Source organism: Pyxidicoccus caerfyrddinensis, from assembly GCF_010894405.1.
In the GTDB taxonomy this organism is placed as follows: domain Bacteria; phylum Myxococcota; class Myxococcia; order Myxococcales; family Myxococcaceae; genus Myxococcus; species Myxococcus caerfyrddinensis.
The window spans coordinates 17,994-42,714 of record NZ_JAAIYA010000030.1; the positions used below are offsets into that span (position 1 = coordinate 17,994).

The 24,721-nt window shown below is 71.1% G+C and carries 19 protein-coding genes; 6 read left to right on the forward strand and 13 right to left on the reverse strand.

The features are described from left to right. The first annotated feature begins 61 nt into the window (after positions 1-61). Positions 62-862, forward strand: a complete 801-nt coding sequence (locus G4D86_RS44105) for a TIGR00266 family protein (protein ID WP_164000988.1) — start codon at positions 62-64, stop codon at positions 860-862. 89 nt (positions 863-951) lie between these two features. Here the strand turns inward: G4D86_RS44105 and agmC are convergent, their stop codons facing one another. From agmC to G4D86_RS44130, 5 genes are all read right to left on the reverse strand, one after another. Next, the gene (gene agmC / locus G4D86_RS44110) at positions 952-3,348 is read right to left on the reverse strand and encodes an adventurous gliding motility protein AgmC (RefSeq protein WP_164000990.1); all 2,397 of its coding nucleotides are present in this window, start codon (positions 3,346-3,348) and stop codon (positions 952-954) included. Positions 3,349-3,401: 53 nt separating this feature from the next. Further along, the gene (locus G4D86_RS44115; RefSeq protein ID WP_164000992.1) at positions 3,402-3,938 is read right to left on the reverse strand and encodes a heme NO-binding domain-containing protein; all 537 of its coding nucleotides are present in this window, start codon (positions 3,936-3,938) and stop codon (positions 3,402-3,404) included. A gap of 122 nt (positions 3,939-4,060) precedes the next feature. After that, a complete protein-coding gene (locus tag G4D86_RS44120) occupies positions 4,061-4,555 on the reverse strand; it encodes a hypothetical protein (RefSeq protein ID WP_164000994.1) in 495 nt (164 codons plus the stop codon). A 13-nt stretch (positions 4,556-4,568) separates the two neighbouring features. Beyond that, positions 4,569-5,072: a cupin domain-containing protein gene (locus G4D86_RS44125; RefSeq protein ID WP_164000996.1), complete on the reverse strand. Its 504-nt coding sequence runs from the start codon at positions 5,070-5,072 to the stop codon at positions 4,569-4,571. A gap of 33 nt (positions 5,073-5,105) precedes the next feature. Continuing rightward, a complete protein-coding gene (locus G4D86_RS44130) occupies positions 5,106-5,885 on the reverse strand; it encodes a class I SAM-dependent methyltransferase (protein WP_164000998.1) in 780 nt (259 codons plus the stop codon). A gap of 111 nt (positions 5,886-5,996) precedes the next feature. Between G4D86_RS44130 and G4D86_RS44135 the strand changes: the two genes are divergently transcribed. Further along, positions 5,997-7,322: a citrate synthase gene (locus tag G4D86_RS44135; protein WP_164001000.1), complete on the forward strand. Its 1,326-nt coding sequence runs from the start codon at positions 5,997-5,999 to the stop codon at positions 7,320-7,322. A 17-nt stretch (positions 7,323-7,339) separates the two neighbouring features. Beyond that, complete coding sequence (locus G4D86_RS44140; protein ID WP_164001002.1) at positions 7,340-8,287, forward strand: tetratricopeptide repeat protein; 948 nt, start codon at positions 7,340-7,342, stop codon at positions 8,285-8,287. 101 nt (positions 8,288-8,388) lie between these two features. On the opposite strand, the gene G4D86_RS44145 is transcribed toward G4D86_RS44140, so the two are convergent. Both G4D86_RS44145 and G4D86_RS44150 read right to left on the reverse strand, forming a co-directional pair. Then, entirely contained in the window at positions 8,389-13,374 is a 4,986-nt protein-coding gene (locus tag G4D86_RS44145) for a beta strand repeat-containing protein (RefSeq protein WP_164001004.1), read from the reverse strand. 50 nt (positions 13,375-13,424) lie between these two features. Continuing rightward, the gene (locus tag G4D86_RS44150; RefSeq protein ID WP_164001006.1) at positions 13,425-16,439 is read right to left on the reverse strand and encodes a hypothetical protein; all 3,015 of its coding nucleotides are present in this window, start codon (positions 16,437-16,439) and stop codon (positions 13,425-13,427) included. 163 nt (positions 16,440-16,602) lie between these two features. On the opposite strand from G4D86_RS44150, the gene G4D86_RS44155 reads away from it, so the two are divergent. Then, complete coding sequence (locus G4D86_RS44155; protein WP_164001008.1) at positions 16,603-16,896, forward strand: hypothetical protein; 294 nt, start codon at positions 16,603-16,605, stop codon at positions 16,894-16,896. Positions 16,897-16,968: 72 nt separating this feature from the next. Here G4D86_RS44155 and ychF read toward each other — a convergent pair whose 3' ends face one another. From ychF to G4D86_RS44185, 6 genes are all read right to left on the reverse strand, one after another. Then, complete coding sequence (ychF, locus tag G4D86_RS44160) at positions 16,969-18,078, reverse strand: redox-regulated ATPase YchF (protein ID WP_164001009.1); 1,110 nt, start codon at positions 18,076-18,078, stop codon at positions 16,969-16,971. Positions 18,079-18,123: 45 nt separating this feature from the next. Continuing rightward, on the reverse strand, positions 18,124-18,669 hold the full coding sequence (gene atpF / locus G4D86_RS44165) for a F0F1 ATP synthase subunit B (RefSeq protein WP_164001011.1): 546 nt from the start codon (positions 18,667-18,669) through the stop codon (positions 18,124-18,126). A gap of 129 nt (positions 18,670-18,798) precedes the next feature. Then, positions 18,799-19,032, reverse strand: coding sequence for an ATP synthase F0 subunit C (locus tag G4D86_RS44170; protein WP_164001014.1), 234 nt, complete (start codon positions 19,030-19,032; stop codon positions 18,799-18,801). A 138-nt stretch (positions 19,033-19,170) separates the two neighbouring features. Beyond that, a complete protein-coding gene (gene atpB / locus G4D86_RS44175; protein ID WP_164001016.1) occupies positions 19,171-20,256 on the reverse strand; it encodes a F0F1 ATP synthase subunit A in 1,086 nt (361 codons plus the stop codon). Continuing rightward, the gene (locus G4D86_RS44180; RefSeq protein ID WP_164001018.1) at positions 20,256-20,660 is read right to left on the reverse strand and encodes a hypothetical protein; all 405 of its coding nucleotides are present in this window, start codon (positions 20,658-20,660) and stop codon (positions 20,256-20,258) included. The genes atpB and G4D86_RS44180 overlap by 1 nt, the downstream gene beginning before the upstream one ends. Then, positions 20,657-20,926, reverse strand: a complete 270-nt coding sequence (locus G4D86_RS44185) for an AtpZ/AtpI family protein (RefSeq protein WP_164001020.1) — start codon at positions 20,924-20,926, stop codon at positions 20,657-20,659. The genes G4D86_RS44180 and G4D86_RS44185 overlap by 4 nt, the downstream gene beginning before the upstream one ends. Positions 20,927-21,359: 433 nt before the next feature. Between G4D86_RS44185 and G4D86_RS44190 the strand changes: the two genes are divergently transcribed. Together G4D86_RS44190 and G4D86_RS44195 are read left to right on the forward strand one after the other, a co-directional pair. Further along, on the forward strand, positions 21,360-21,881 hold the full coding sequence (locus G4D86_RS44190; protein ID WP_164001022.1) for a YbhB/YbcL family Raf kinase inhibitor-like protein: 522 nt from the start codon (positions 21,360-21,362) through the stop codon (positions 21,879-21,881). 240 nt (positions 21,882-22,121) lie between these two features. Continuing rightward, complete coding sequence (locus G4D86_RS44195) at positions 22,122-24,719, forward strand: ATP-binding protein (RefSeq protein WP_164001208.1); 2,598 nt, start codon at positions 22,122-22,124, stop codon at positions 24,717-24,719. The last annotated feature ends 2 nt before the right edge of the window (positions 24,720-24,721 follow it).

Consider the following 24,721-nt stretch of genomic DNA (forward strand, 5'->3'; position numbering starts at 1 on the left):
TGGGTTGAGCCATGCGACGGGGCGGGTATGGTGCGCCGTCCCTTAACGACGGAGCGTGTCCATGGCGCAGATGCACGAGGTGGACTTCCACATCTACGGCGAAGACCTGCAGTTCGTCGAGGTGGAGCTGGACCCTGGAGAAGCAGCGGTGGCCGAGGCCGGCACCCTCATGTACATGGAAGACGGCATCGAGATGGAGACCATCTTCGGTGACGGCTCGGAGAAGAAGAGCGGCTTCCTCGGCTCGCTGCTCGGCGCGGGCAAGCGGCTTCTGACGGGCGAGTCCCTCTTCACCACCGTGTTCCTCAACCGCGCCGGCAGAGGCAAGCGCAAGGTGGCCTTCGCCGCGCCCTACCCCGGGAAGATCATCCCGGTGGAGCTGGGCAAGCTCGGCGGAGAGCTGATTGCGCAGAAGGACAGCTTCCTCGCGGCGGCCAAGGGCGTGTCGCTGGGCATCGCCTTCCAGAAGAAGCTGGGCACCGGCCTGTTCGGCGGCGAGGGCTTCATCATGCAGCGGCTCCAGGGTGACGGGCTCGCCTTCATCCACGCGGGCGGCACGCTGCACGAGCGGACGCTGGGCCCCGGCGAGCTGCTGCGCGTGGACACCGGCTGCATCGTCGCCTTCACGCCGACGGTGGACTACGACATCCAGATGGTGAGCGGCATCAAGACGGCCTTCTTCGGCGGCGAGGGCCTCTTCTTCGCCACGCTGCGCGGGCCGGGCCGGGTGTGGCTCCAGTCGCTGCCCTTCAGCCGGCTCGCGGGCCGCATCCTCTCCGCCGCGCGCCCCGGTGGCGCGCGCGACGAGGGCAGCGTGCTGGGCGGCGTCGGCCTGGGCTCCCTGCTGGGCGGCGACGAGTAGCAGCACCCGTGTCACCGGGCCGGCGGCCTTCCGTGAGGAAGGCGCCGCGCCGGTGGCCGGGCGGGCCAGGTCGCCGGGCCCAGTGCGGACTACCGCCTGCGCCGTCTCGCCGCGGCGGCCAGTGCCACCAGCGCCCAGACTCCCGCCATGCCCGCCGGAGCCGCGCCGCACCCGCAGCCCACGTCGAGCGCCGCGGGGCCGCGCACCTGGAAGCGGGTGGCCGGAGACACGGGCCCCGCCGCCGCTCCCGTGACGCTTCCACGCGCCTGCGCCGTGACGCTGTGCTCGCCCACGGACAGGGCCTGGTCGGCGGGCACCGGGTGACGGAAGGCGCCCGTCGCGTCGGCGACTGCGATGGCCACCTCGGCACCGTCCACCGCGAGCGAGACAGACGCCCCGGGCGCGGCGACGCCGGCGAACAGCGGCGTGGAGTCCACCACCTCGCCCTCGGCGGGCACCACCATCACCGGCACCTCGCGGACGCCCGCGTCGGATGTCCCCGTGCCCGCGTCGGATGTGCCCGTGCCCGCGTCGTCGCCGGCTCCCGCGTCCGGCACCTCCGTGCCCGCGTCCGTCTCACCTGAGCCCGCGTCCGCGGGCAGCGCCTCGAAGCGCGTGTACTGGGAGAACGGCCCGCTCTCGCCCGTCTCGGTGTGGGAGTGGACGGTGACGCGGTGCGGACCCGGCGTCAGCGGGCTTTCCTCGGGCACCTGGTAGCGGAAGCGGCCGAACGTATCCACGGGGATGGTGATTTCCGTCCCGTCATCCACCTCCACGCCCACCGTGAGGCCGTTGGGAGCCACCCCCGCGAACAGCGGCGTGGGGCCGACAGTCTCACCGTCCGCGGGAATCACGAGGATGGGCGGCACCAACACCCCGCCGTCCTCCAGCGTGGCGGCGACGCTGAACGTCGTCTCGATCGAGCGCACGCTGTACGCGCCCAGCGACTCGGCCACCATCGTCACCCGGTGATCGCCCGTGGTCAGGGGGTCGATCAGCCCGGGGTAGCTCCCGGAGAACTTGCCGTCAGAGCCTGAACCGACCTGGAGGACCTCCACGTCGTCGATGAAGACGACGACTCGCACGCCCGGGTCCGTGGAGCCCTGGAAGGAGGGACGGGACGGCACGCCCACCGCCCCGTTCGGGGGAGCGATGACCGAGGGCACCATCGGCGACTTGTAGGACGCGAGGTACTGCTGGCCGACGCCCGCGCCGCCCGCGCCCGCGCCATGCACGGTGCCGTCGAACGCCGTCGTCCCGGCGGCGCCACCCGTCACGTCCATCGAGCAGCCCAGCACCGCCCCCTGCACCAGCGCATACCCGCCGCTGCCGCCCCCGCCCGGACCCAACTGGCGGATGGCGTCCGTCACACTGCCTCCCGCGCCGCCTCGCACCTGCACGCCACCACAGTCCGCCCCCCCGGCGGCGCGCACGACGACGGCACCGCCCGCGCCTCCACCGCCCGCGCCATCCCCATCCGCGGTGAGGGGCACCGAGCCGCCGTTCGCGGTGAAGAGGCCAGTGCCCGTCACCGTATTCGCCCGCACGAGCACGAAGCCCCCGCCCGCCCCACCGCCAGAACCGTCGTCGTCGTTGCCCTCCCCCGCGCCGCCGCCCGCACCGAAGAGGGCCTGGTCCACGAGCGAGTACGTCATGGCCGCCCCCCCGAGCCCGCCCTCGTCCCGGCTGCTGTCCGCGTCCGAGGCGGTGCGCCCGCCGACGCCGCCCACTTTGCCGTGCCCGCCACCGCCACCGCCCGAGTTGTGGCAGTTGCCACCGCCACCCCCGTTGACCAGGTGGCCACGCCCGGAGGCCACGCCGAAGCGGCCCACCACCACGCCCTCACCCTTGAGGGAGCCTCCCTGCGCGGGCTGCAGGTCCAGCCCGGTACACCCCTTGAGGTTGGTGTGGTTGGCGAAGACGCCACCCCGGAAGCCCGCGCCGTCCGCGCTGATGACGCCGTGGTTCGTCACCGTGCCCGTGGCGAGGAAGGCGACGATGCCACCACTCTTGCCATCCCACGGGGGCGCGACGATGGCGGTCCCGGTGGGCACGGTGACGTCGGTGTACTCGGGCACCGCCACCACCTGCGCGCCCGGGACGGAGTAGCTGTTCACCAGGGGCGCGGTGAGCCGCAGCTGGGCGGGTGCGGTGCTCACGGACGACACGCGTGCCAGCTCCCAGCGTCCCACCGCGCCCGGCACCACCGAGGTGGAGCCGCCCGAGGCCGTGGTCGCGGGGAAGCCGTTGCTCTGGTGGATGAGCACCAGGGCCTGGGCCTTCAGGCCGCCGACCTGCGCCACGCGCACCACCTTGCTCCCGGCCGGCGTGTCCGTCGACACCGGCTCGGCGAAGTTGACGACGAGCTGGGCCTGCGTGACGGAGAGGGGGCCATCCCGGCCCGTCCCCTGTACGAAGGAGTCCAGCTCCGCCAGCGCGGGGAACGCCGTGTGGAGTACGAGCACGAAGAGGGGAGCAAAGCGCATGGGGCCTCCATGGTGCCCCAGAACCCCGGTGCACGGCGAGCGGGGGGCCCCCTTCAGGAGAGCTGGCTGACCTCCAGCTCGCAGGTGGGGGCGCCCTGGTGCATGCACCGGCGCTCGCTCACCACCACCGGCTGGCCCAGGTGCCGGGCCAGCCCGCGGATGGTGCCGATGCCCAGGCCACACAGCTTCCGGGGTGACGAGTAGGACACCTGGACCAGGTCGCGCCGCACGCGCTGGCAGACGACGCTCGGGGAGCGGAGCCGCGAGTCCCGGCGCACCTGCTGGTGGAGGCGCTCCACGTGCTCCACCATGTCGAGCACCGTCCACTGCGGCTCGACGAGGACGCCGTACGTACGCAGGAGGCTCGGCCCGAGCCGCTCGCCCAGCTCTTCCAGGACGCGCTGCCTTGGCTTGCCCGTCATCCGCGCCGCCGTGTCCACCAGCAAGAGCACTTCCTGATCCGGGTAGTCGCGGAACGCCAGGTAGATGCGCCGGGGGAGGCCCGCCTGCTCCAGCAGGGAGTCCCAGCCGCGAGGCCCCAGCCGATGCTCGGCATAGCCTCGCAGCTCGTGGAAGATGACGCCTTGCATGCCCGGCCCCCTCGGTGCAACGCATTGCGTTCCACCGCACCTGCAAAGTTGCGCGCGAGGGGGTACCACGTCCTCCTGCCCTCCAGGGTGATTGCACCGAGGGCGGGGTCCTGCGTTGAACATCACTCCTTCGCGGCGGTCAGGGCCCTGACATTGCGGGGTGCGAAGAAGGGCTGGCGCAGCAGGCGCGGCAGGACGCGCTTGTCGACGCACCAGAGCTGGAGGGCGTCCTCCCACTCTCCCAACTCAGCCACCGCGCGCACGTCGGGCGCGTCGCGGTAGAGGCTGTTGAGGTTGTGGACGAGGGCGGAGAGGTCCTCCACCTCCCAGCGCTCGGAGACGTCCCCGGCGAGGACCTGCAGCTCGAGCACGGGGCGCTCGCGCACGTCCACCACCTTGAAGCGGCGGGCGGCGCCGCCCATGGCGGTGGTGAGCGAGCCCACCAGTTCATCGGGCCGGACGCCGTAGGCCACGCTGAGGCCACCCTCGAGGAGGCCGGCGTCGCACAGGCGCAGCAGCGAGATGTGGGGAGGCTCCTCGTGCCGCACCACCTCGGCGGCGGCGTCGCGGTCCTTGAGGAGTCGCTCGCGGGCGAGCAGGTCGAGGGGGAAGGCCATTCGGCCCGGCAGCCTATCGCTCCTCGCCGCTCCAGTAGTCCACTTCGGCCGACAGGGGCAGGATGGCGGACAGCGTGCGCGCGGCCTTGTCGCCTCCGGGGGCGGCGCCCGCGAAGAGGACCACCTTCTTCGAGTCCGGGTACACGGTGATGTCCGGCTCCACCATCGTGGAGAACGCGAGGTAGCGCAGCAGCTCCTCGCCGTCGTTGACGAGCTGGTGCGCGCCCTCGGGGCCGATGGGGAGCGCCACGTAGTCCCCCGCCTTCACCGCGACGGTGTCCTCGCCGATGCGCAGCCGTCCGGTGCCGGAGAGGATGAAGTACGCCTCCTCGTTGGCCGTGTGGAAGTGGCGCGGCCACGCATGCTTGCCGGGAGGCAACTCCATCATGCTGCACCCCAGCTTGCGGCCCTTCGCGGCGGCGCCGAGCTGCTTGCGGCGGTAGGCCACCGTCGGGCCCTGCGTGACTTCGTTCCAGGGGACTTCCGGCTCGTGGACGACGTGCGGGTGGGAGGACATGGCAGGGGCTCCTTGCTGTGGACAACGCGCGTCTCAGGGACGCGTCGCCATCAGGGCGAAGATGCGGTGGGGAATGGACAGCGGCTCCTGCGGGAAGCGCTCGGCGAGCAGGGCCGCGAAGGTGGTGTCGAAGCGCGCCACCGCGGAGGCCGGAAGGGACGCGCCCACCCGGGCGTTGGCGCGGATGCGGCCTCGCCAGGACTCGTGGGTGTAGGGCACCGTCACGTCGAAGGTGAAGGACTCCAGGCCGGTGAAGCCCGCGTCGGCGACGTCGCGGAACCACTGCGGGTAGATGCCGATGCCCTGGCCGAAGCCGAGGTACGTCGGCGGCGGGCCGGGGTTGAAGGCGTCGATGAGGGACTCGGTGGCCTCGACGACGCTGCCGGCGGGGGCCAGCCAGTCGTTGTGGGCGATGACGAGCCGCCCCCCCGGGACGAGCAGCCGTGCGGCCTCGCGCGCGGCCGTGGGCCGGTCGAACCAGTGCCAGCACTGCCCGGCGACGACGAGGTCATAGGACTCCGAGGGCAGGCCGGTGCGCTCGGAGGGGGCCTGGTGGAAGTCGATGCGCAGGCCCGCCTCGGTGGCGAGCCCTCGCGCGGACTCCAGCATGGGCGCGGACACGTCGAGCGCGGTGACGGTGCAGCCCTTGCGCGCGAGTCCCCGGGCGATGGTGCCGGTGCCCGTGCCCACGTCCACCGCGCGCACGCCGGGCCGCAGGAGCCCCTCGCGGGCGAGCCGCTCGAAGAAGGCGTCCGGGAAGCCGGCGCGGTGCCGGGCGTAGTCGGAAGACGTGCGTCCGAAATCCACCTGCATGACAGGGCTCCTCTCCACGCATCGGGCCGGGGTGGCCCGGACCACGGGCGCGCACGTGTCGACAACGTATCCAGTCGAGTCGACAATGGGCGCCGTGGAGGCGTGTGAGACATGAGTAGGCGCAAGGGCGGTCGCTCTCAATCTCGATTCGACCATCAACGTGAGGAGGAGCTGCTGCCAGCGGCGGAGGCAGCGGCGCTGCTGGGGGTGAAGCGGGCGACGCTCTACACGTACGTGAGCCGGGGGCTCGTGCGCTGCGTGCCCGAGCGGGGGACGAAGGAGAACCGCTATGTGCGCGCGGACCTGGAGCGGCTGAAGGCACGTCACGACGCGCGGGCGGGGCACGCGGCGGTGGCCTCGGGGGCGCTGCGGTGGGGCGAGCCAGTCATCGACTCATCGGTGTCACAGATAGGCGGAGAGGACCTGGTGTACCGGGGGCACTCGGCGGTGGCGCTGGCGGTGGAGGGGCGCGGCTTCGAGGACGTGGCGGAGCTGCTGTGGTCGGGGACGCTGCCGGCCCAGGCGGCACGATGGTCGGCACCGGAGCTGGCCTTCCCGCCGTCGGAGCTGACGCGGCTGCTGCCGAAAGGCACGCCACCGGTGGCGGCGCTGGCGGCGCTGGTGCCCCTGCTGGGGGCGAGGGACCCGGTGCGCTTCGCGGCGCCACCCGAGGGAGAGAAGGCGCGGGCGCGGCGGCTGTTGCGGCAACTGGCGGCGTGGGTGTGCGTGGCGTCGGCACCGGGCCGGGTGGCGAGGGCGCTGAAGGAGGAGACGGTGGCGGCGTCCCTGGCGACGGCGTGGAACACGGGCGTGAAGCGCGCGCCGGAGTTGATCAACCGGGCGCTGGTGCTGCTGGCGGACCATGAGCTGAACGCGTCCACCTTCACCGCGCGGGTGACGGCGTCGTCGGGCGCGGACCTGTATGCGTGCGTGAGCGCGGCGCTGGCGACGCTGTCCGGGCCGAAGCACGGCGGGGCGTGTGACAGGGTGGAGGCGCTGCTGGCGGAGGTGGGCAGGCCGGAGCGCGCGGCGGAGGTCGTGTACGAGCGACTGCGGCGCGGCGAGTCGGTGCCGGGCTTCGGCCACACGCTGTACCCGGATGGAGACCCGAGGACGCCGCCGATACTGGAGGCGACCCTGTCGGTGCGGCCGGAGGCGCCCCGCGTCCGGGTGGCGAGCGCGGTGAAGGAGGTGATGCGGGAGGCGGGGCATCCACCGCCGTCGGTGGACCTGGGGCTCGTGATGCTGGCGGACGCGCTGGGCCTGCCGCCGGGGAGCGCGGCCACGCTCTTCGCCGTGGGGCGCGCGGCGGGCTGGGTGGCGCACGTGCTGGAGCAGCGCGAGCAGGGCCACCTGTTGCGTCCTCGGGCCCGCTACGTGGCATCGAATCGCCCCGGAATGGGCGCCCATTCCGAAGCTGGCGCAAAGCCCGGCTGAGGCCTTGCAAGCGCCCGATGATATGGTCGGTCCCCAGCGACTTTGACGGCGAGACCTCACATCATTCCCAGAACGGTAAAGCCATGCTTTGGCGGCCTTCCTTCATCAACAATCTCGTCCTCTTGTTTCTGATATCCACCCTGCAGCTCTTTCAAGGTGTGGCGCAAGCAGAGACACCCCGGGCCACAGCGGACTTGAGCTTCGTCAACGGAATCTCAGACCCCCTTTTCCGCGGCTGGCCACTGGTAGTCTTTATTGACGTAAGACACTCACAAGGGGCGCTCGCGAGAATCACCGGAGACAAAATAACGCCCATCACAATTACCACCACTGCAAGAAGTTGGGCTCACCTGGTCAAGCTTGTCGTCAGGAATACCCAGGGAGTCGTCCAGAGTTGGCCCTTCCAGTTGGTGAGGACGCCGAGCAATAGCCTCGTCCTCGACGCCAGCCATTCGGGCCGCCTGATGGTGACGCTGTCGCCGTCGGCCACAGCCGCAATCAAGCAGGGCAAGTACAGGCTACGTCTCTGGTTTGATACCCGGAAGGAAACCACCGAAGCGAGCTGGAAGGGGTGGGCGACAAACGAGGTAGAACTTGTGATCAGTGAAGCACCCACAAGCCTGACCCCAGAGCAGAGATGTGACATGGGACACATGTTTGCCGGCTACCATGTTGCCCAAGGCAACTCCTCACAAGCACTCGCGGCACTGGATTCCGCCTTGACTGAGGCTCCAGAAGAAGTCCTCTGCCTCTCAGCGAGAGCTGAACTTGCCGTTTCAATGGGCAAGACCTACGAGGCCATCGACTTCTATAAACGAGCCATTCTTGCTCAAAACGCCCTGCCCTCGACCGAGCCACGCGGCGACGGAGTACCAGGCATCGAATGCCGAGCGCTCACGAACTCACTTCCGCCAGGTGAGCGCGACCCGCTGGTCGAGTGTGGATACAGAAGAAGCACCCCCTAGAAACACCCGGGCCCCACCCGGATGGCGCATGCCACCCAAGCGGGGCCCGAGAAGCGCCTCACCGGGAGTGCCCGGTGAGGCGGTGACTTCCGTGCTTCGTGCTACCGCGACGCCGTCTTCTGGAAGCCGGGGTCGGCGGCAATCTCCAGCCGGCCGATGCCGAAGCCGCTGCTGCCGACCACGTCATCGCCCAGCTTGTTGCGCAGCAGGCCCTTGAAGCGCCCGCCCAGGTTGGCACCGTCGAACACCACGCCCGACTCGGCGCCCGGCGCCAGCTCCAGCTTGAGCTGGTACAGGACGCTGCCCGTGGGAATGGCCGTGTCCGTCGCCACCGCGCCCGAGCCCGCGGCCTTCTGGCTGAGGCCGCTGGTCAGCACGCCCGCCATCGGACCACTCACCGGCAGCACCGCCGCCACCGCCGGCACCGACGCACCCGCCGACAGGATGGCACCCGCGGTGATGGCACCCTGCGCCGCCAGCCGCACCTTCGTCGCGTCCATCGGCAGGTTGAAGCCCACGCCGTAGCCGCTCAGGTCCTCGGCGGCCACCACGTCCAGCACCAGCTGCGTGCTCGTGGAGGCCGGATTGCGCATCAGCCGGATGCGCCCACCCGCCGGGTCCGTGTACGCCAGCGTCGCGCCGTACACGTCGAACGCGCTGGAATCGGCGCCCACCAGCGAAGCCGCCGACGCCGCCAGCACGTAGCCCTGGCCGGAGCGGTCCACCGTGAGGTCCGTGAAGCGCGCCACACCGGACTGCGCCGCCACCGTCACCGTGCCACCGAGCACCGCGCCATTCGCGTTGCCCAGCGCCAGCGAGACAGAAGCCTGCGACGTCGCCGTGTTGCCGAACGCATCCACCAGGCGCACCGCCACCGCGTTCAGCGGCAGCCCGTTGGGCGTCGAGCGCGGCTGCGCGGAGAACTCCACGCGCGTGGGCGCGCCGCCGACGATGGCGAACGGAGCGCTCGTCGCGGGCGTCAGCGCCCCCAGCCGGGCCTTCAGCGTGTAGCCCTGCCCGGCCTTCTGCAGCACCAGGTCCGGGAAGGTCGCCACGCCACCCGACACCGCCGCCGTCAGCGTGCCGCGCAGCGTGTCACCGCCAGGATTCGCACCCAGCGCCAGCGTCACGTCACCGCTGCCGCTCGTCGCGTTGCCGAACCGGTCCGTCACCAACACCTGCACCGCCGGGCCCATCGCCGAGCCCGCCGGCGTCGTCGCCGCCACCGGAGCGAAGGCAATCGCGGACGCCGCCGCCGGAGTGACGGTGACGGGCCGTGAGTAGACGACGTACAGCTCGGTGAACGCAGCGTTGTACGCCACGAACACCATCTCCGTGTCGCCCACCTTGTCCAGCGACAGCCCGGGGAAGGTGGCCACGCCGTTGACGAGGCCCACCTCGCGATTGCCGCCCACCGACGCGCCGTTCGGGTTGTTGTCGGGGTCCACCGCGGCCGACACCGTCTCACCCGCCGAGCCGAAGCTCGACACCCGGTTGCCGTACGCGTCCTGCGCTTCCACGATGATGGTGCTCATGGGTGCACCGGCCACCACCGTCGCCGGAGGCTGCGTCGTCACCCCCAGCTGGGCCATGGCCCCGGCCGTCACGTTGAACGCGGTGCTGACCGCCGTCAGGCTGCCGGTGGCCGCCTCCAGCGTGTAGCCCGTGCCCGCCTTGCGCACGCCCAGGCCGGTGAACTGCACCAGGCCGTTGACCGCGTTGCGCGACACCGTGCCCGACAGCGAGGCCCCCGTCGGGTTGTTGGCCAGTCGCAGCGTCACCGTGGCGCTCGAGGACGCCCGGTTGCCCAGCGAATCACGGAGCTCCACCTGCACGGGGCCGAAGTCGTCGCCCGCCACGACGCTCCCCGGGTTCGTCAGGAACGCGAGGCTCGCCACCGCCGACGCCACGTTGAACGTGTTGCTCGTCGCCGCGGGCACGGAGCCCAGGGTCGCCGACAGCGTGTAGCCGGTGCCCGCCTGGGTGACGGACAGGTTCGCGAAGGTCGCCACGCCGTTGGAGAGCCCCACCGACGTGCCGCCCGTCAGCGCGCCCCCACCCGGGTTGGCGCCCAGCGCGAGGCCCACGTTGCCGGAGGCGTTGGTGGCCCGATTGCCGAACGCATCCGAGGCCGCCACCTGCACCGCGGGGGTGATGGGCTCACCCGCCGCGATGTTGCTCGGCTGCTGGAGGAAGGCCAGCGAGGCCGGAGCCGCGGGGACGATGTCGAACGTGCTGCTCACCGCCGCCGGCAGCGAGCCCGACGTGGCGCGCAGCGTGTAGCCCGCCGCCGCCTTCTGGATGTTGACCGACGTGAAGCGAGCCACGCCCGCCACCGCAGCTTGCGACACGCTGCCGCCCAGCGTACCGCCGCCGGGGTTGGCGCCCAGCGACAGGTTCACCGTGGCAGTGGAGTTCGTCAGGTTGCCGTATGCGTCGAACAGCTCCACCTCGATAGCGGCCAGGGCCTGGCCCGCGACGCCATTCGTGGGCTGGCTGCGGTAGACCAACGAGGCCGCCGCCGCCGGAGCGATGTCGAACGAGGTGCTCGTCGCGTCGGTGAGCCCGTCCGCCGTGGCGCGCAGCGAGTAGCCCGTGCCCGCCTTCTCCAGGCGCACCGCGCCGAAGGTGGCCACGCCCGCCACGGCCGACTCCGTCACCGTCCCCAGCAGCACACCGCCCGCCGGGTTGGTCGCCAGCGCCACCGTGACGCTCGCCGTGGAGGCCGTGAGGTTGTCGAACGCGTCCAGGATGGACACGCGCATGCCCGGGTTCAGTGCCGCGCCCGCGGTGCCGTTGGACGGCTCGCGGGAGACGACCAGCTTCGCCGGGTCCGCCGCGGAGATGGCGAACGTGCTGCTCGTCGCCTCCGTGAGCGAGCCGGAAGTGGCCTTCAGCGTGTAGCCCGTGCCGGCCTTCTGGACATGGACCGCGGAGAAGCGGGCCACGCCGTTCTGGGCCGCGACGGCCACGGTGCCACCGAGCACCGCACTTGCGCCGCCCTCCAACGCCAGCGTCACTTCGTCCGTGGACGACACCGTGTTGCCGAACGCATCACGGATGGTGACTTCGACGGCCGGAGCCAGCGCCTCACCCGCCACCGCGTTGGATGGCTGACCGGTGAAGGCCAGCGCCGCCGCCGCCGCGGGCGCCACGTCGAACGTGACACTCGCCACGGACTCCAGCTGCCCGGACGCCACCACCAGGGTGTAGTCCAGCGCCGCCACGTTGATGGACAAGTCAGAGAACGTCGCGAGGCCCGCCTCCGCGGCCACCGAGAGTGTGCCGTGAAGCGTCGTGCTGCCCGGGTTGGCCCCCAGCGCCACAGCCACCGTCGCGGTGGACGCGGCCCGGTTGCCGTAGGTGTCCAGCAGCTCCACCTGCACCGCCGGGGAGATGGACACGCCGGCCGTGGCCGCGCTCGGCCCTGTCACATAGGCCAGCCGCGCCGCCGCCGCCGGGGTGATGACGAACGTGTTGCTCGTCGCCTCCGTAAGTGCACCGGAAGTGGCCTTCAGCGTGTAGCCCGTACCGGCCTTCTGGACATGGACCGCGGAGAAGCGGGCCACGCCGTTCTCGGCCGCGACGGTCACGGTGCCACCGAGCACCGCACCCGCGCCGCCCTCCAGCGCCAGCGTCACCTCGTCCGTGGACGGCACCGTGTTGCCGTACGCATCGCGAATCGTGACTTCGACGGCCGGAGCCAGCGCCGCGCCCGCCACCGCATTGGACGGCTGGCCAGTGAAGGCCAGTGCCGCCGCCGCCGCGGGCGCCACGTCGAACGTGCCGCTCGTCACGGCCGCCAACTGTCCGGAGGTGACTTCCAGGGTGTAGCCCCGGGCCGCCACGTTGATGGACAGGTCAGCGAACGTCGCCAGGCCCGCCACCGCGGCCACCGAGCTCGTGCCGTGCAGCGTCGTGCTGCCCGGGTTGGCCTTCAGCGCCACGGCCACCGTCGCGGTGGAAGCAGCGCGGTTGCCGTACGCGTCCAGCAACTCCACCTGCACCGCCGGGGAGATGGCCACGCCAGCCGTGGCCGCACCGGGCCCCGTCACGTAGGCCAGCCGCACCGCCGCCGCCGGGGTGATGGCGAAGGCGGAGGAGTCCACCGCCGCCAGCGAGCCGAAGGTGGCCTTCAGCGTGTAGCCCGTGCCCGCCTTCTGGACGCTCAGCGCATCGAAGGTCGCCACGCCGTTGGCCACCGCCACGGAGGCCGTGCCGCCCAGGGTGGCGCCGTTGGCGGCCACCAGCTCGAGGGAGACATTGCCCTCGGCCTTCTTCGCCACCTTGCCGCGCGAGTCGAGCACCGTCACCCGCACCGGCGCCAGGGCAGCGCCCGCCACCGTGGAGTCCGCCGGCTGCGAGGTGAAGCTCACGCTGGCCGGCACGCCGGGCCGCACGTTGAAGGCCGCGGACTTCACGCCGAGCGAGCCCGAGGAGAAGGCCAGCACGTAGCCCTGGCCGTCCTCTTCGATGGTCAGCTCGTTGAAGGTGGCCACGCCGGCCACCGTCTGCGCGCTGGTGTTGCCGGACAGCGTGGCACCCGCGGTGCCGCCCTCCAGCGCCACCGTCACCGTGGACACTTCCTCGGGGACGTTGCCGTAGGCGTCGTGCAGGCTGACGGCCACCGGAGCGAGCACCCCGCCGACATCCACGTCCGTCGGGACGCTGGTGAGCGCCATCACGGAGGCGGGAGCCGGGCGCACGGCGAAGGCCGCGCTGGCCGCCGTCTGCGTGCCCAGCTGCGCCGACAGCTTCATGCCGGCGGCCGCCTTCGCCACGGAGAGGCTGGTGAAGTGCGTCACGCCATAGTTCAGCGGAGCGCGGGTGGCGCCTTCGAGCCGGGCACCTTCGGGAGCACCGGTGAGCGTCAGCTGCACCGTCCCACCGCGGTCGGTGAGGACGTTGCCGCTGGCGTCGACGAGGGCCACTTCGACATCCCCGAGCTTCTCACCCGCCCGGACCGAGCCGGGCTGGGTGCGGAAGACCAGGGTGGCCTCCGCGGGCTGGGGCTTCGGGTCGTCACCGCAGGCGGTGGCGAACAGCGCCGCGAGCAGCGTGAGACCGACAGCAATGCGCTGTGACACGTGGTTGCGCTCCAGAAGGAACGAATGAGGGGAAGAGGACGCGCGCATGTTCACGGCCGCCCTCCGTAGCGGTTGAGGAGCTGGCTCAGGTCCTGCTCATCCACCGCGTTGGCGGTGCCGACGAGGTCCTGGTTCCAGTCGTAGTAGGGCTTCGCCTGGGTGGCCGGAGTGGTGCCCAGACGGTTGGCCGTGGCCAGCAGGTCCACGAAGTCGAGCTGCCCGTTGCGGTCGTAGTCACCGTTGCCGGCCACGCCGCGCTCGGCGGTGGCGGACGGATAGATTTCCCACATGCCGCGGCCGAAGGTGGAGACGCGCAGCAGGCCGCCCGTGCGGCCGACGAACATGTCCGTCACCTTCACCAGCGGCAGGCCCGCGCCGTAGCGCTCCCACGTGGCCCCCTGGTTGAGGGTCCGGTACACGCCCAGGTCCGTGCCCGCGAAGAGCGTCTGGTTGGTGGTGTCCGACAGGTCGAAGCGCACCACGTTGACCGGCACGTCGGGCAGGTCGCCGGTGATGTTCTGCCACGTCGTGCCGCGGTTGCGCGTGAGGAACACACGGCCCACGCCCGGCGCGAGGGTGCCGCTCGGCGCCACGCTGGAGCCCACGAACATGTCGCCCGGGGTGATGCCGGTGTGGTTCGGCGGGAAGTCCACGCTGCTGGTGAAGGTGGGGAACTCGGTGCCTTCAACGGTGCCATTGCCGTTGAGGTCCACGCCCATCAGGTTCGTCTGCGTCCACGTGCAGGACGCGGCCGGCGTGTCCAGCGTGCAGCCGGACATGATGCGGAAGCGCCCGCCCGAGGCCGCGACGCCGTAGAGGCCGTCCACCGTGGTGGAGACGCCCAGGGCGCGCACCTGGTTGCTGGTGATGCATGCGCCCAGGTGCTGCCACTGGCGGCGGTCCGTGCCGACCGGCGTGCCCACCAGGCGGAAGACGCCGAAGGTGGTCCCGGTGATGGCCGCCGGCCGGTTGCCGGAGCGGAGGCCGACGACCTTGGTGAGGAACGTCACCGCATCACCGGCGCAGCCGCCCGTGGCCGCGGTGGTGGGCGGCGCCAGGGTGCGCCACGTGCCAGCGATGCCCTGGTTGCAACCGTTGGTGGACGCGTCGTCCGGGTCGCACCAGCGGGTGGAGCTGTTCTGCACCGAGCCCCAGAAGATGCTGTCCTCGCCCACGCGGGACGCGGCCACGCCGATGCCGTCGCCGCCGATGACCTGGTTGAAGGTGGTGGGGGAGCTCGCCGTGTCGCGGAAGCGCGTGCCGTTGTCCTGCAGGCCCGCGAAGGCGACGAACTGGTTGCCCGTGGCCGGGTCACCCGACGCGACGTTGTACATCAGGTGCGTCGCCAGGCCCCGGTTGGGGAAGCGCCACGTCACCGTCTCCTGGTTGATTTTGCCGGGGTTGAAGACGTTGGTGGACGTGAAGAGGCCACCGTCGCTGCCCGCCATCACCATGTAGCCGGTGGGCGTGCGCAGCACCTGCGTCACGTGCCAGTCGGCGTGGACGTACGGCAGCAGGCCGTCATCCGTCGTGGAGCCGTCCGTGTACGTGGGCAGCCAGTGCGACACCGCCTCCCAGATGGGCTGGTTGGACAGGCCGTTGATGGTGCGCAGGCCGCAGTAGGTGCCACCGAGGATGACGCGGTTGTCGTCACCCGGGTCCACCGCGACGGTGGAGTTGTACCAGGCCTGCCCGTTGTGCACGTTGACGCTCACGCACTGGGAGGTGTCCAGGAACGTCATGTTGCGAATCTGGCCGTCACCCTGGCCATTGCCGGACACGTCCTGCCACGTGTTGCCCGCGTCCAGGGAGCGCCAGATGCCCGCGCCCGCGGCGATGCTGGAGCGCTTGCCCGTCAGTGCGAACAGCACCGTGCGCGTCGGGTCCTCCGGTGCCGTGCCCGAGGCCAGGGCGATGTGGTTGACGTCCGTCAACGTGGCCGGGTTGTTGTCGAAGTCCGGCAGCGCGTTCGCCACCAGGCGCGAGGACCAGGACAGGCCCGCGTTCGTGCTCACCCAGATGTCGCCCTGCACCGCCGTGGAGGCCGTCGGCGCCGCCGCAGTGGGGCTCGCATAGGCCGTCCCGCTGATGGCCCAGCGGCTCACGCCGCCCACCTGGCCGGTATAGGCAATGGTCCACACGGTGTCCGGCGTCTGCGTGCCGGCGTTGGGCAGGTCCAGCAGCTGGAAGGACGCGCCCGAGTCGGTGGAGCGGTACAGGCCCGCCTCCGTGCCCACCAGGATGATGTTGGGCGCGCTCGGGTCCACCTTCATGGCGCGCACGCGCAGCGCCCGCACCGTCAGCCCGCCCGAGCCGGCCGGGTACGTGCCGGACAGCGCCACCGGCGTGCCCCAGCTCGAGCCGCCATTGGTGGTCTTCACCACCTGGCCGCCGGCCAGGTCCGTGAAGTCCCCCAGGCCCAGGTACAGCGTGTCCGGGTCCTGCGGGTCCATGGCCATGTCACCCACGGCCAGGTTGCCCAGCGTCTCCGTCACCGGGTGCCACGTCGGGTCCGGCGCGAAGAAGTCGTACGTCTTCCACACGCCGCCGCCGGAGGTGGAGATGTACGCGACGTTCTGGTCTCTCGGGTCCACCGCGATGTTGGTGAGGCGGCCGGAGTCCACCTGCGTGTAGAGCGTGCCGTTGTATTGGAACTTCGCGTCCGTGGGCCCCAGGTTCACCCAGGAGTTGGCGTTCTGCCCCAGCCCCTTCAGGCCCGGTGCGCGCGGCATCAGGTGCGCCCAGCGCTCCGACTCGGCGCGGGCCTCGGCCAGCAGCGTGTCCGTGCCCTGCGCGGTGGGGATGCCCCAGTAGGCCTTGTGGGCCATCCAGCGGGCGAAGGCATCGTCGATGTCCTCTTCGCGGTAGGAGTCCTCGAAGAGCTCTTCCTCGACTTCGGCCTTGAGCTGCGGGGGTGCGTCTTCGCCGGGCTGCTGCATGAAGTCCTCGAAGCGCAGACGGCGCTGCTCCTCGGCCCACGTGCGATACGCACGTACGGACGCGGGAGCCGCCAACGCCAGGACACCAGCACCAACAGCCATGGAGACGACAACTCGTCTTCGCATGTGCAAGCGGATCTCTCCAGAGACGGGATTACGGGGTGTGCGGGGGGGGATGGGCACACACGGTAACGGGACACACACCCGTACAGTCAAATCGTGAAAACTCGGTACGGCTGGCAAACAAGCGGTTTGGCAGGCCGGGGCGTCACGGGGAGACTCCCGCGCCGTGGACTCCCGACGCACGCACCCCCGGCTCGCCCTGCTGTCCCTGCTGGGCAACATCTCCCTCGTTGCCTCGTGGGCCGTGCTGCTGACGCGGCCCGCGGGCTGGCAGGTGGTGGGCCCGGTGCTGCTCGCCGGCTTCCTCGTCCTGCGCGTGGGAGGGGCGTGGTTCTACGCGACACGCCAGTCCGGCGGCTCTTCCGTCGCGCGCCGCAGCGCCCTCTTCACCACCGCGCTCGCGCTGGTGGCCGTGGGCCTGTGGGTGTTCACCCTGCTGCGCGGACCGGGCCGGCTCTAAAACGCCAAACGCATCGCGGGCGCTCCCTGGTGGGAAGCGCCCGCGCGGTACGACCCGGTCCTGAAGTGCGGCCTACACGTTGAAGCGGAAGTGCATGCAGTCGCCGTCCTGGACGACGTACTCCTTGCCTTCCACGCGCAGCATGCCCTTCTCCTTCACGGCGGACTCACTGCCCAGCTTCACCAGGTCCTCCCAACGCATGACCTCGGCCTTGATGAAGCCGCGCTCGAAGTCCGAGTGGATGACGCCGGCCGCCTGCGGGGCCTTGTAGCCCTTCTGGATGGTCCACGCGCGGCACTCCTGCTCGCCCACCGTGAAGTACGTCCACAGGCCCAGCAGCTTGTAGCCCTCGCGCGCTATCTTGTGCAGGCCCGGCTCCTTGAGGCCCGCGCTCTCCAGGAAGCCCGCGCGCTCCTCCTCGGGGAGTTGCTGGATTTCGGACTCCATGGCGGCGGCGAGCACCACCACCTCGGCACCCTCCTGCTTCGCCATCTCCCGCACGGCCTGCACGTGCTTGTTGGAGTCCTCCTTGCCAATCTCCGACTCGCCGATGTTGGCCACGTACAGCACCGGCTTGTCGGTGAGCAGGAAGAGGTCGCGGATGACGGCGCGCTCTTCTTCCGTCAGCTTCTGCGCGCGCACGGTGGTGCCCGCGTCCAGGCCCGCCTTCACGCGGTCCAGCAGCACGAGCTCGGCCTTCGCCTCGTCGCCCGCCTTGCCGCCGACCTTGGTGTTCTTCTGGGTGCGCTCGCGGCGCTTCTCCACCGTCTCCAGGTCCTTGAGGCACAGCTCCGTGTCGACGACGTCCCGGTCCCTCACCGGGTTCACCCCACCCTCGACGTGGGTGACGTTGTCGTCCTCGAAGCAGCGCAGCACGTGGAGCACCGCGTTCACCTGGCGGATGTTGCCAAGGAACTGGTTGCCCAGTCCCTCGCCCTTGGAGGCGCCGCGCACCAGGCCGGCGATGTCCACGAACTCGAGCGAGGTGGGAACCTTCTTGAGCGGCTTGATGAGCGCCGTCAGCTTGTCCAGCCGGTCATCCGGCACGGGCACCACGCCGACGTTGGGTTCAATGGTGCAGAAGGGGTAGTTGGCCGCCTGCGCGCCCGCGGCCGACAGCGCGTTGAACAGGGTGGACTTGCCCACGTTGGGGAGCCCGACGATGCCGATGGATAGAGCCATGGTGATTCCCTGGAACGCGCGCGCCGGGGGGCGCGCTTCCCCGAACTAGGCGGTGCGACTGACAGCGCCGGTGCCGCTTGGCGCCAGGCCCTGCACGAACTGGTCGGCCAGCGCGCGGTGCTTGCTGTCGTCCATGCGCTCGTTGATGAGCTTGCCGGCCACCTCAATGGACAGGTCCACCGCCATGGCGCGGACCTCGGCGATGGCCTTCGTCTTCTGCTCCTCGATCTCGCGGCGGGCGCTGAGCTTCAGCTCCTCGGCCTCCTTGCGGCTCTTGGCCATCAGCTCCTCGCGGAACTTCTCCATCTCCGCCTGGATGCGGCGGGTGTCCTCGGCGGCCTGGCGGCGGGCCTCGGCGATGGCAGTCTTCTGGTCGGCGAGCAGCTTCTCCGCCTCGGCGCGCTCACGCTTGGCGCTCTCGACGGCGTTGGCAATCTGCTTCTCGCGCTCCTGCACCAGCTGCAGGATGGGCCCCCACGCCTTCCAGCGCAGGACGAAGAAGACGATGACGAAGGTGACCAGGGTCCAGAAGATGAGGCCCGGTTGGACCGACACGAAGCTGCTGGCGGCGAGGACAGGGGGCAGGAGCATGACGGGTGTCCGGCGTGAGGGAGGGAGGGTTCGAAATCGACGGTGACTGCGACCGGCGAAAGTCGGCACCCGCGATGGACACCCGCGGGTACCGACTCGAGTCCGGTGAAGCTTCGGACTGCGCTCGCCTTAGGAGGCCTTGGTGGCGAGCAGGATGCAGACGACCAGCGCGAACAGCGTGGCGCCTTCGATGAGGGCCGCGGCGATGATCATGGTGGTGCGGATGTCACCACCGGCGGCCGGCTGACGGCCCGTGGCGTCCATGGCGGCGGCGGCGAGCTTACCGATGCCGAGGCCGGCACCGATGATGGAGAGGCCAGCGCCGATACCGGCGGAGAGGAAGGCGAGAGCGAGGTTCGTCATGGAAGCACTTCTTCTTTCGTAGGTGATGACCCGCTTGTGGGGGGGTCGGTTTCATCCCTTTGGGACTACCTCCAGCGGCCTTTCGAACCGCCGGGTCTTCAACGCGGGGCGCCTGAGACCGCGCGCCCCGCCAACTCGTCAGTGGTGGGCGCGGCCGTGGTCGTGGCTGGCGCCACCCTCGTGGTGGCCCTCGTGGCCGTGGTCATCGTGCGCGTGGTGGCCCATGGCGACACCCATGCCGATGAACAGCGCGGACAGCATCGTGAAGACGTACGCCTGCACGAAGGCCACGAACAGCTCCAGCAGGTAGATGGCGAACGCGAAGGGCACGCTCACCGCGGCAACCCCGGGGTGGCCGAGGATGAAGATGAGGCCCAGGAGGAAGAAGAGGACGACGTGGCCCGCCAGCATGTTGGCGAACAGACGCATCGTGAGGGCGAAGGGCTTGGTGAACAGGCCCAGGATTTCCACCGGAATCATGATGGGCCACAGCCACGGGGCCACGCCGCCGGTCAGGTGCTTGAGGTAGCCGCCGATGCCCGCCGCGCGGATGCTGGCCGCCTGGGTGACGATGAAGGTGCACAACGCCAGGGCCAGCGTGACGGCGATGTTGCCGGTGGCCGTGGACATCCAGGGCACCAGGCCCAGCAGGTTCATGAAGAGGATGAAGAAGAACGCCGTCAGGAGGTACGGGACGTAGCGCGGGCCCTCCTCCTTGCCGATGTTCTTGATGGCCAGCTCGTCGCGCACGAAGAGCACCAGCATCTCGATGAGGTTGGCGCCCGTGCCGCGCGGCACCAGCTTCGTCTTGTCGCGGTTGCTCCAGACGAGCATGGTGATGAGCAGCAGGGCCGCCGACGCGAACATGAACACCGTGTGCTTGGTGAGGGACAGGTCCAGGCAGCCCTCCATGAGGCCCGGCATCACCTCGCCGTGGTCCGTCATCTTCGGCGTGCACGCGCCGTCGTGGAACGGGATGAGGAGGGTGGGCAGCGTCCCCAGGTGGATGGGCTTGCCCAGGGGGACTTCCAGCTCCATCTCCCGCGAGTCGGTGACGTGGTGGAGGATGTACCCCGGCACGTCTTCACCGTGCTCACCGGCAGCCGCGGCACCGTGCTCACCCGCGGCGGCGCCGTGCTCTCCAGCGGCGGCCTCACCGTGCTCCGGAGAGGCCCACGCCACGGCCGCGAACAGACTGGCGATCAGCACCATTGCCTTGCGCATCACTCGTCTCCGCCCGCCGCGCTCTTGGACGCGGCTATCACGTAGCTCACTTCAATCAACTGCAGCGCGAAGTAGACGCCGAAGAAACCGGCGACGAATGGCAACGCAGCCATTCCGCGCGACATCACGCCCAGCAACCCCGCCAGCACACTCACCGCCCTGAGGCCGAACACCACACCCACCACCTTCAGCGCGGCGTTGAGGTCGTGCCGCAACGCCCGCCGATTCAGCCCCAGCGCCACCGCTCCGCTGAGCGCCGCCAGCCCCACACCCCACAGCGCGGCGACCTTGTCCTCCACCAGCTTCGGCAGCAGCGCGGCGATTGCCACGCCCACCACCGCCACGCCCGCCTCCAGCCCCGCGTGCGCCCCGAAGGAGTCCTTCTTCGCGCCCTTCCCCGTCACTTCCGCTTCCCCAGTCGGGCCATCTCCCGGAGGAATCCGTAGAAGCCCACGCAAATCCCCAACAGGCTCAGTCCCACCAGCAGCCACGGCCCCGTCCCCAGCCACTTGTCCAGCCAGTAGCCACCCAGCACACCCACCACCGCGCCACCCGTCAGCTTCCACACCGCCGCGAGGTAGGGCTCCGCGGCCCTCATCTGGCGCGCCGTCTCGCCCAGCTCGCCGCCGTCCGAGGCCGGCTTGTCTTCCCGGGGTTCCTTCTCCGCCATTCGACGCCTCCCCAAACCCCGGGAAAACCTCGGGTTTCCTGCGCCACCCGACCCCATCCCCAGCACGCGCGGGCGCCGCTTAGCACCGAATGAGCGGCACACGCAACCGCTACCATCCAGCCCTGGACACCGGCCCCCAGCGGCGATTGCGGCATCCGGAAGCTGCGCTATCGCGATCTGCCCGAGCAGGGGAGAAAACCCTCGCTCCCCGCCTGGCGCGCCGGGTGGCGCTCAGGCTGGAAGCGCCCCGCCTCCTGTCCGCCTTCCAGTCCTGGCGGAGTCCTGGGGGCTCCCATCAAGCAGGGCGGAGGGGCAGGCCGCTCCGTCCCCCTGGCAGCCGGGGCGCCAGCGCTCGCCCCACCGCTCCTCGTCTCCCGGGGGCGGGCGTCGCCAGCTTGCTCTGGCAAATCCCATTCGCATCTCGGAGGACTCCATGCCGAAGCCCCTCGCGCTCACGTCCCCCCGCTTCAAGGACGGAGACCTCATCCCCATCGCCTACACGGGCGAGGGCGATGACCTCTCCCCACCCCTGCAGTGGTCGAACCCGCCGGCCGGGACGAAGAGCCTGGCGCTCATCGTGGAGGACCCGGACGCGCCGGACCCGCGCAACCCCCAGATGACCTGGTCCCACTGGGTCCTCTACAACATCCCTCCCGGCACGCAGGCCCTGCCCGAGGGCGCCACCCCGGACGTGCTCCCCGCGGGCGCGCGCCAGGGGCTGAACGACTGGAAGCGCCAGGGCTACGGCGGCCCCATGCCGCCGGTGGGCCGCCACCGCTACTACTTCCGGATGTACGCGCTGGACACCGTGCTGCCGGATTTGGGCCGGCCCACGCGCCTGGACCTGCTGGACGCCATGGATGGCCACATCCTCGGCGAGGCGGAGCTCATCGGCCTGTACCAGAAGGTCCACCACCGCAGCGCCGAGTACGACGCGGGCGGCGCGCCTCGCTGAGCACGCGACGGGCCCCGGCCCTCGCGCCCCGTCCCGCGCTGACGGGGCGCGTCGGCCGTTCGCCTGACACGGGACGGCCCCGCCGTTCTAGGGGAAAGCCCTGAGGCGCGGCCCTTTGCTGTGGGCTGGTGGGCGAAGTGAGGGGGTCACCCCTACCCCCCGGCTTGAAAGCAGTGGAAGAGTTGGGGGGCCGTGACCGCCGCCACCAACCTCCGGGCTACCTACAGCCCCTTCGATGCGATGCCCCTGGGCGTCGCCGTCATCCGGGACCGCCGCTTCGTGTACCTGAACGAGGCCCTGCTGACGTTCCTGGGACGCCCCTACGAGTCGCTGCTGGGGCAGCCCTTCACCTCGGCGCTGGACGAAGCCAGCGCGGCGGAGCTGGCCGGGCGTCACGCGCGGCGGATGCGGGGCGAGCTCGTCCCCACCATCTACGAGGCGACGGTGCGCACCGCCACGGGCGACCGGCGCACGGAGATGACCGTCATCCCCAACGGAGAGGACTTCGTGGTGATGGTGCGGGACGCCACCTCGCGCAGCCGGCGCCGCGCGGTGCTGCAGCGACTGGCGGAGCTGGGCGCGGGGCTGCCCGCGCTGCGCACCGAGGGCGAGGTGCTGCGCCGGATGTTCTCCGGGCTGGAGGAGCTGGGGCTCGCCTTCGCCTGGCTGTCCCCCGAGGGCCCGGGCGTGCGGCTGGGACAGACCTTCGTGCCACCGGAGCTGGTGCCTCCGGAGGCCCAGACGCTGAGCGGCCGCTGGGTGCGGGACGTGGTGGGCCAGTGGTCCCTGGTGCTGGAGCGGGCCTGGAGCGAGGGCGCGGCCTACTCGCCGGAGCTGCCGCAGGAGGCGGGGCGGTTCCTGGAGGCGAGCGGCCCCGCCCTCGCGGACGAGGTGCGCGTGGGACTGCAGCGCGCCGGGCAGCCGCACGTCATCGCGGTGCGCATCGACGTGGAGGGACAGGGGCGGGCGATGCTCGCGCTGGCGGGGGACTGGCTTCGCGAGGAGGAGCTGCCGTCGGTGCGGCTCTTCGGCGCCCAGGTGTCCGCGGCGCTGGACGCGGCGCTCACCATCTCCCGGCTGTCCGCGCAGAACACGGCACTGGCCTCGCTCAACCGGCTGGCCTCGGAGGCGGCCTCGGCGCCGCACCCACATGCCTTCTTCGGCCCGGGCACCGCGGAAATCGTCGACCTGCTGGGCTGCGACGCGGTGGCCCTGCTGCTGCCGATGGACGGCGCGCCGGAGGTGGAGCTGGCGTACGCGACCGGCCTGGAGGACGACACGTCGGAGCACTTCGCCCACCTGTGGCAGGCGGGTGGCCTGTCCGGCCAGGCGCAGCGGGACGGAGCGCCGCTGGAGCGGGACGTGAGGGCCTGCCCCGGCCTGCTGCGCGACGAGCTGGCCCGGCAGGGCTTCCACACCGTGGTGGTGGTGCCGCTGCGGGTGCGCTCGCGGGGCGTGGGCACCCTCACCGTGCTCTTCCGCGAGCAGCGGCCACTCACCCCGCTGGAGCGCGAGACGCTGCAGGCCATGGGCAGCCACTTCGCGGCGGCCATCGAGTCCCACCGGCTGCTGCACGAGCTGCGCGGGCGCGCGGAGGACATGGCGCTGCTGCACGAGGTGGCCAAGGCGCTGGCGGCCACGCTGGAGCTGGACAAGCTGATGGCCACCGGCGTCACCAGCCTGGCGCGCATCGTCGACACGCCGGATGCGTACGTGCTGCTGCCGGACGTCACCGGTGAGCGGCTGGAGATTCGCTCCGCCACGGGCGGCCACCCGGAGCTGCTCGGGCGAAGCATGCCGCTGCTGCCGGCCTACTCCTCGCTGTCGGCGATGGCGTTCCACACGCGCGAGGTGGTGCTCGTGGAGGACGCCGAGGCGGACCTGCGCGTCAACCAGGAGATACGGCGCGCGGCGGAGGGACGCGCCTTCCTGGTGCTGCCGCTGGTGGTCCACGAGCGGCCGGTGGGCGTCATCATGGCGGTGGAGACGCGGTGGCCGCGCCGCTTCACGCCCGCGGAGGTGGAGCGGGCGAGCGCCATCGCCAACCAGTTCGCGCTGGCCCGCGAGGGCGCGCGGCTGGTGGAGGACCTGAAGGCCAGCTACGTGGAGCTGGCGCGGACGCAGGCGCAGCTCGTGCGCCGCGAGCGGCTGGCGGCGCTGGGCGAGCTGTCCGCGGTGGTGGCCCACGAGGTGCGCAACCCGCTGGGCGCCATCTTCAACTCGGTGGCGTCCATCCGCCGCATCATCGGGCCGGACAGTCCGGCGGTGCCGCTGGTGGACATCGTGGGCGAGGAGGCGGACCGGCTCAACCGCATCGTCGCGGACCTGCTCACCTTCGCGCGGCCGCCCGCGCCGCACCCGTACGCGGTGCCGCTGTCGCCGCTGGTGGAGGACGCGGTGCGCGGCGCGCTGGCGGAAGCCGCTGGCAAGGTGCGCGTGGAATTGGAGCTGTCGGACGACGTGCCGTCGGTGACGGTGGACGAGCGGATGATGCGGCAGGCCTTCCTCAACCTGGCCATCAACGCGGTGCAGGCCATGCCCCAGGGCGGCATGCTGCGCGCCAGCGTGCGGCGCGCGCCGGGCTCGCCGGAGGTGGAGGTGCAGTTCGCCGACAGCGGCCCGGGCATCTCCCCCGAGGTGCGCGCGCGCATCTTCGAGCCCTTCTTCACCACCAAGGCCAAGGGCACCGGCCTGGGCCTCGCGGTGGTGAAGCGCATCATCGAGTCGCACCAGGGACGGGTGGCGCTGGAGTCCCAGCCGGGACAGGGCACCACCTTCCGGCTCTACCTGCCCCTGGATGGGTCCGCGGCCCAGGTGGCGGTGGCCGAGGGCTTCTGAAA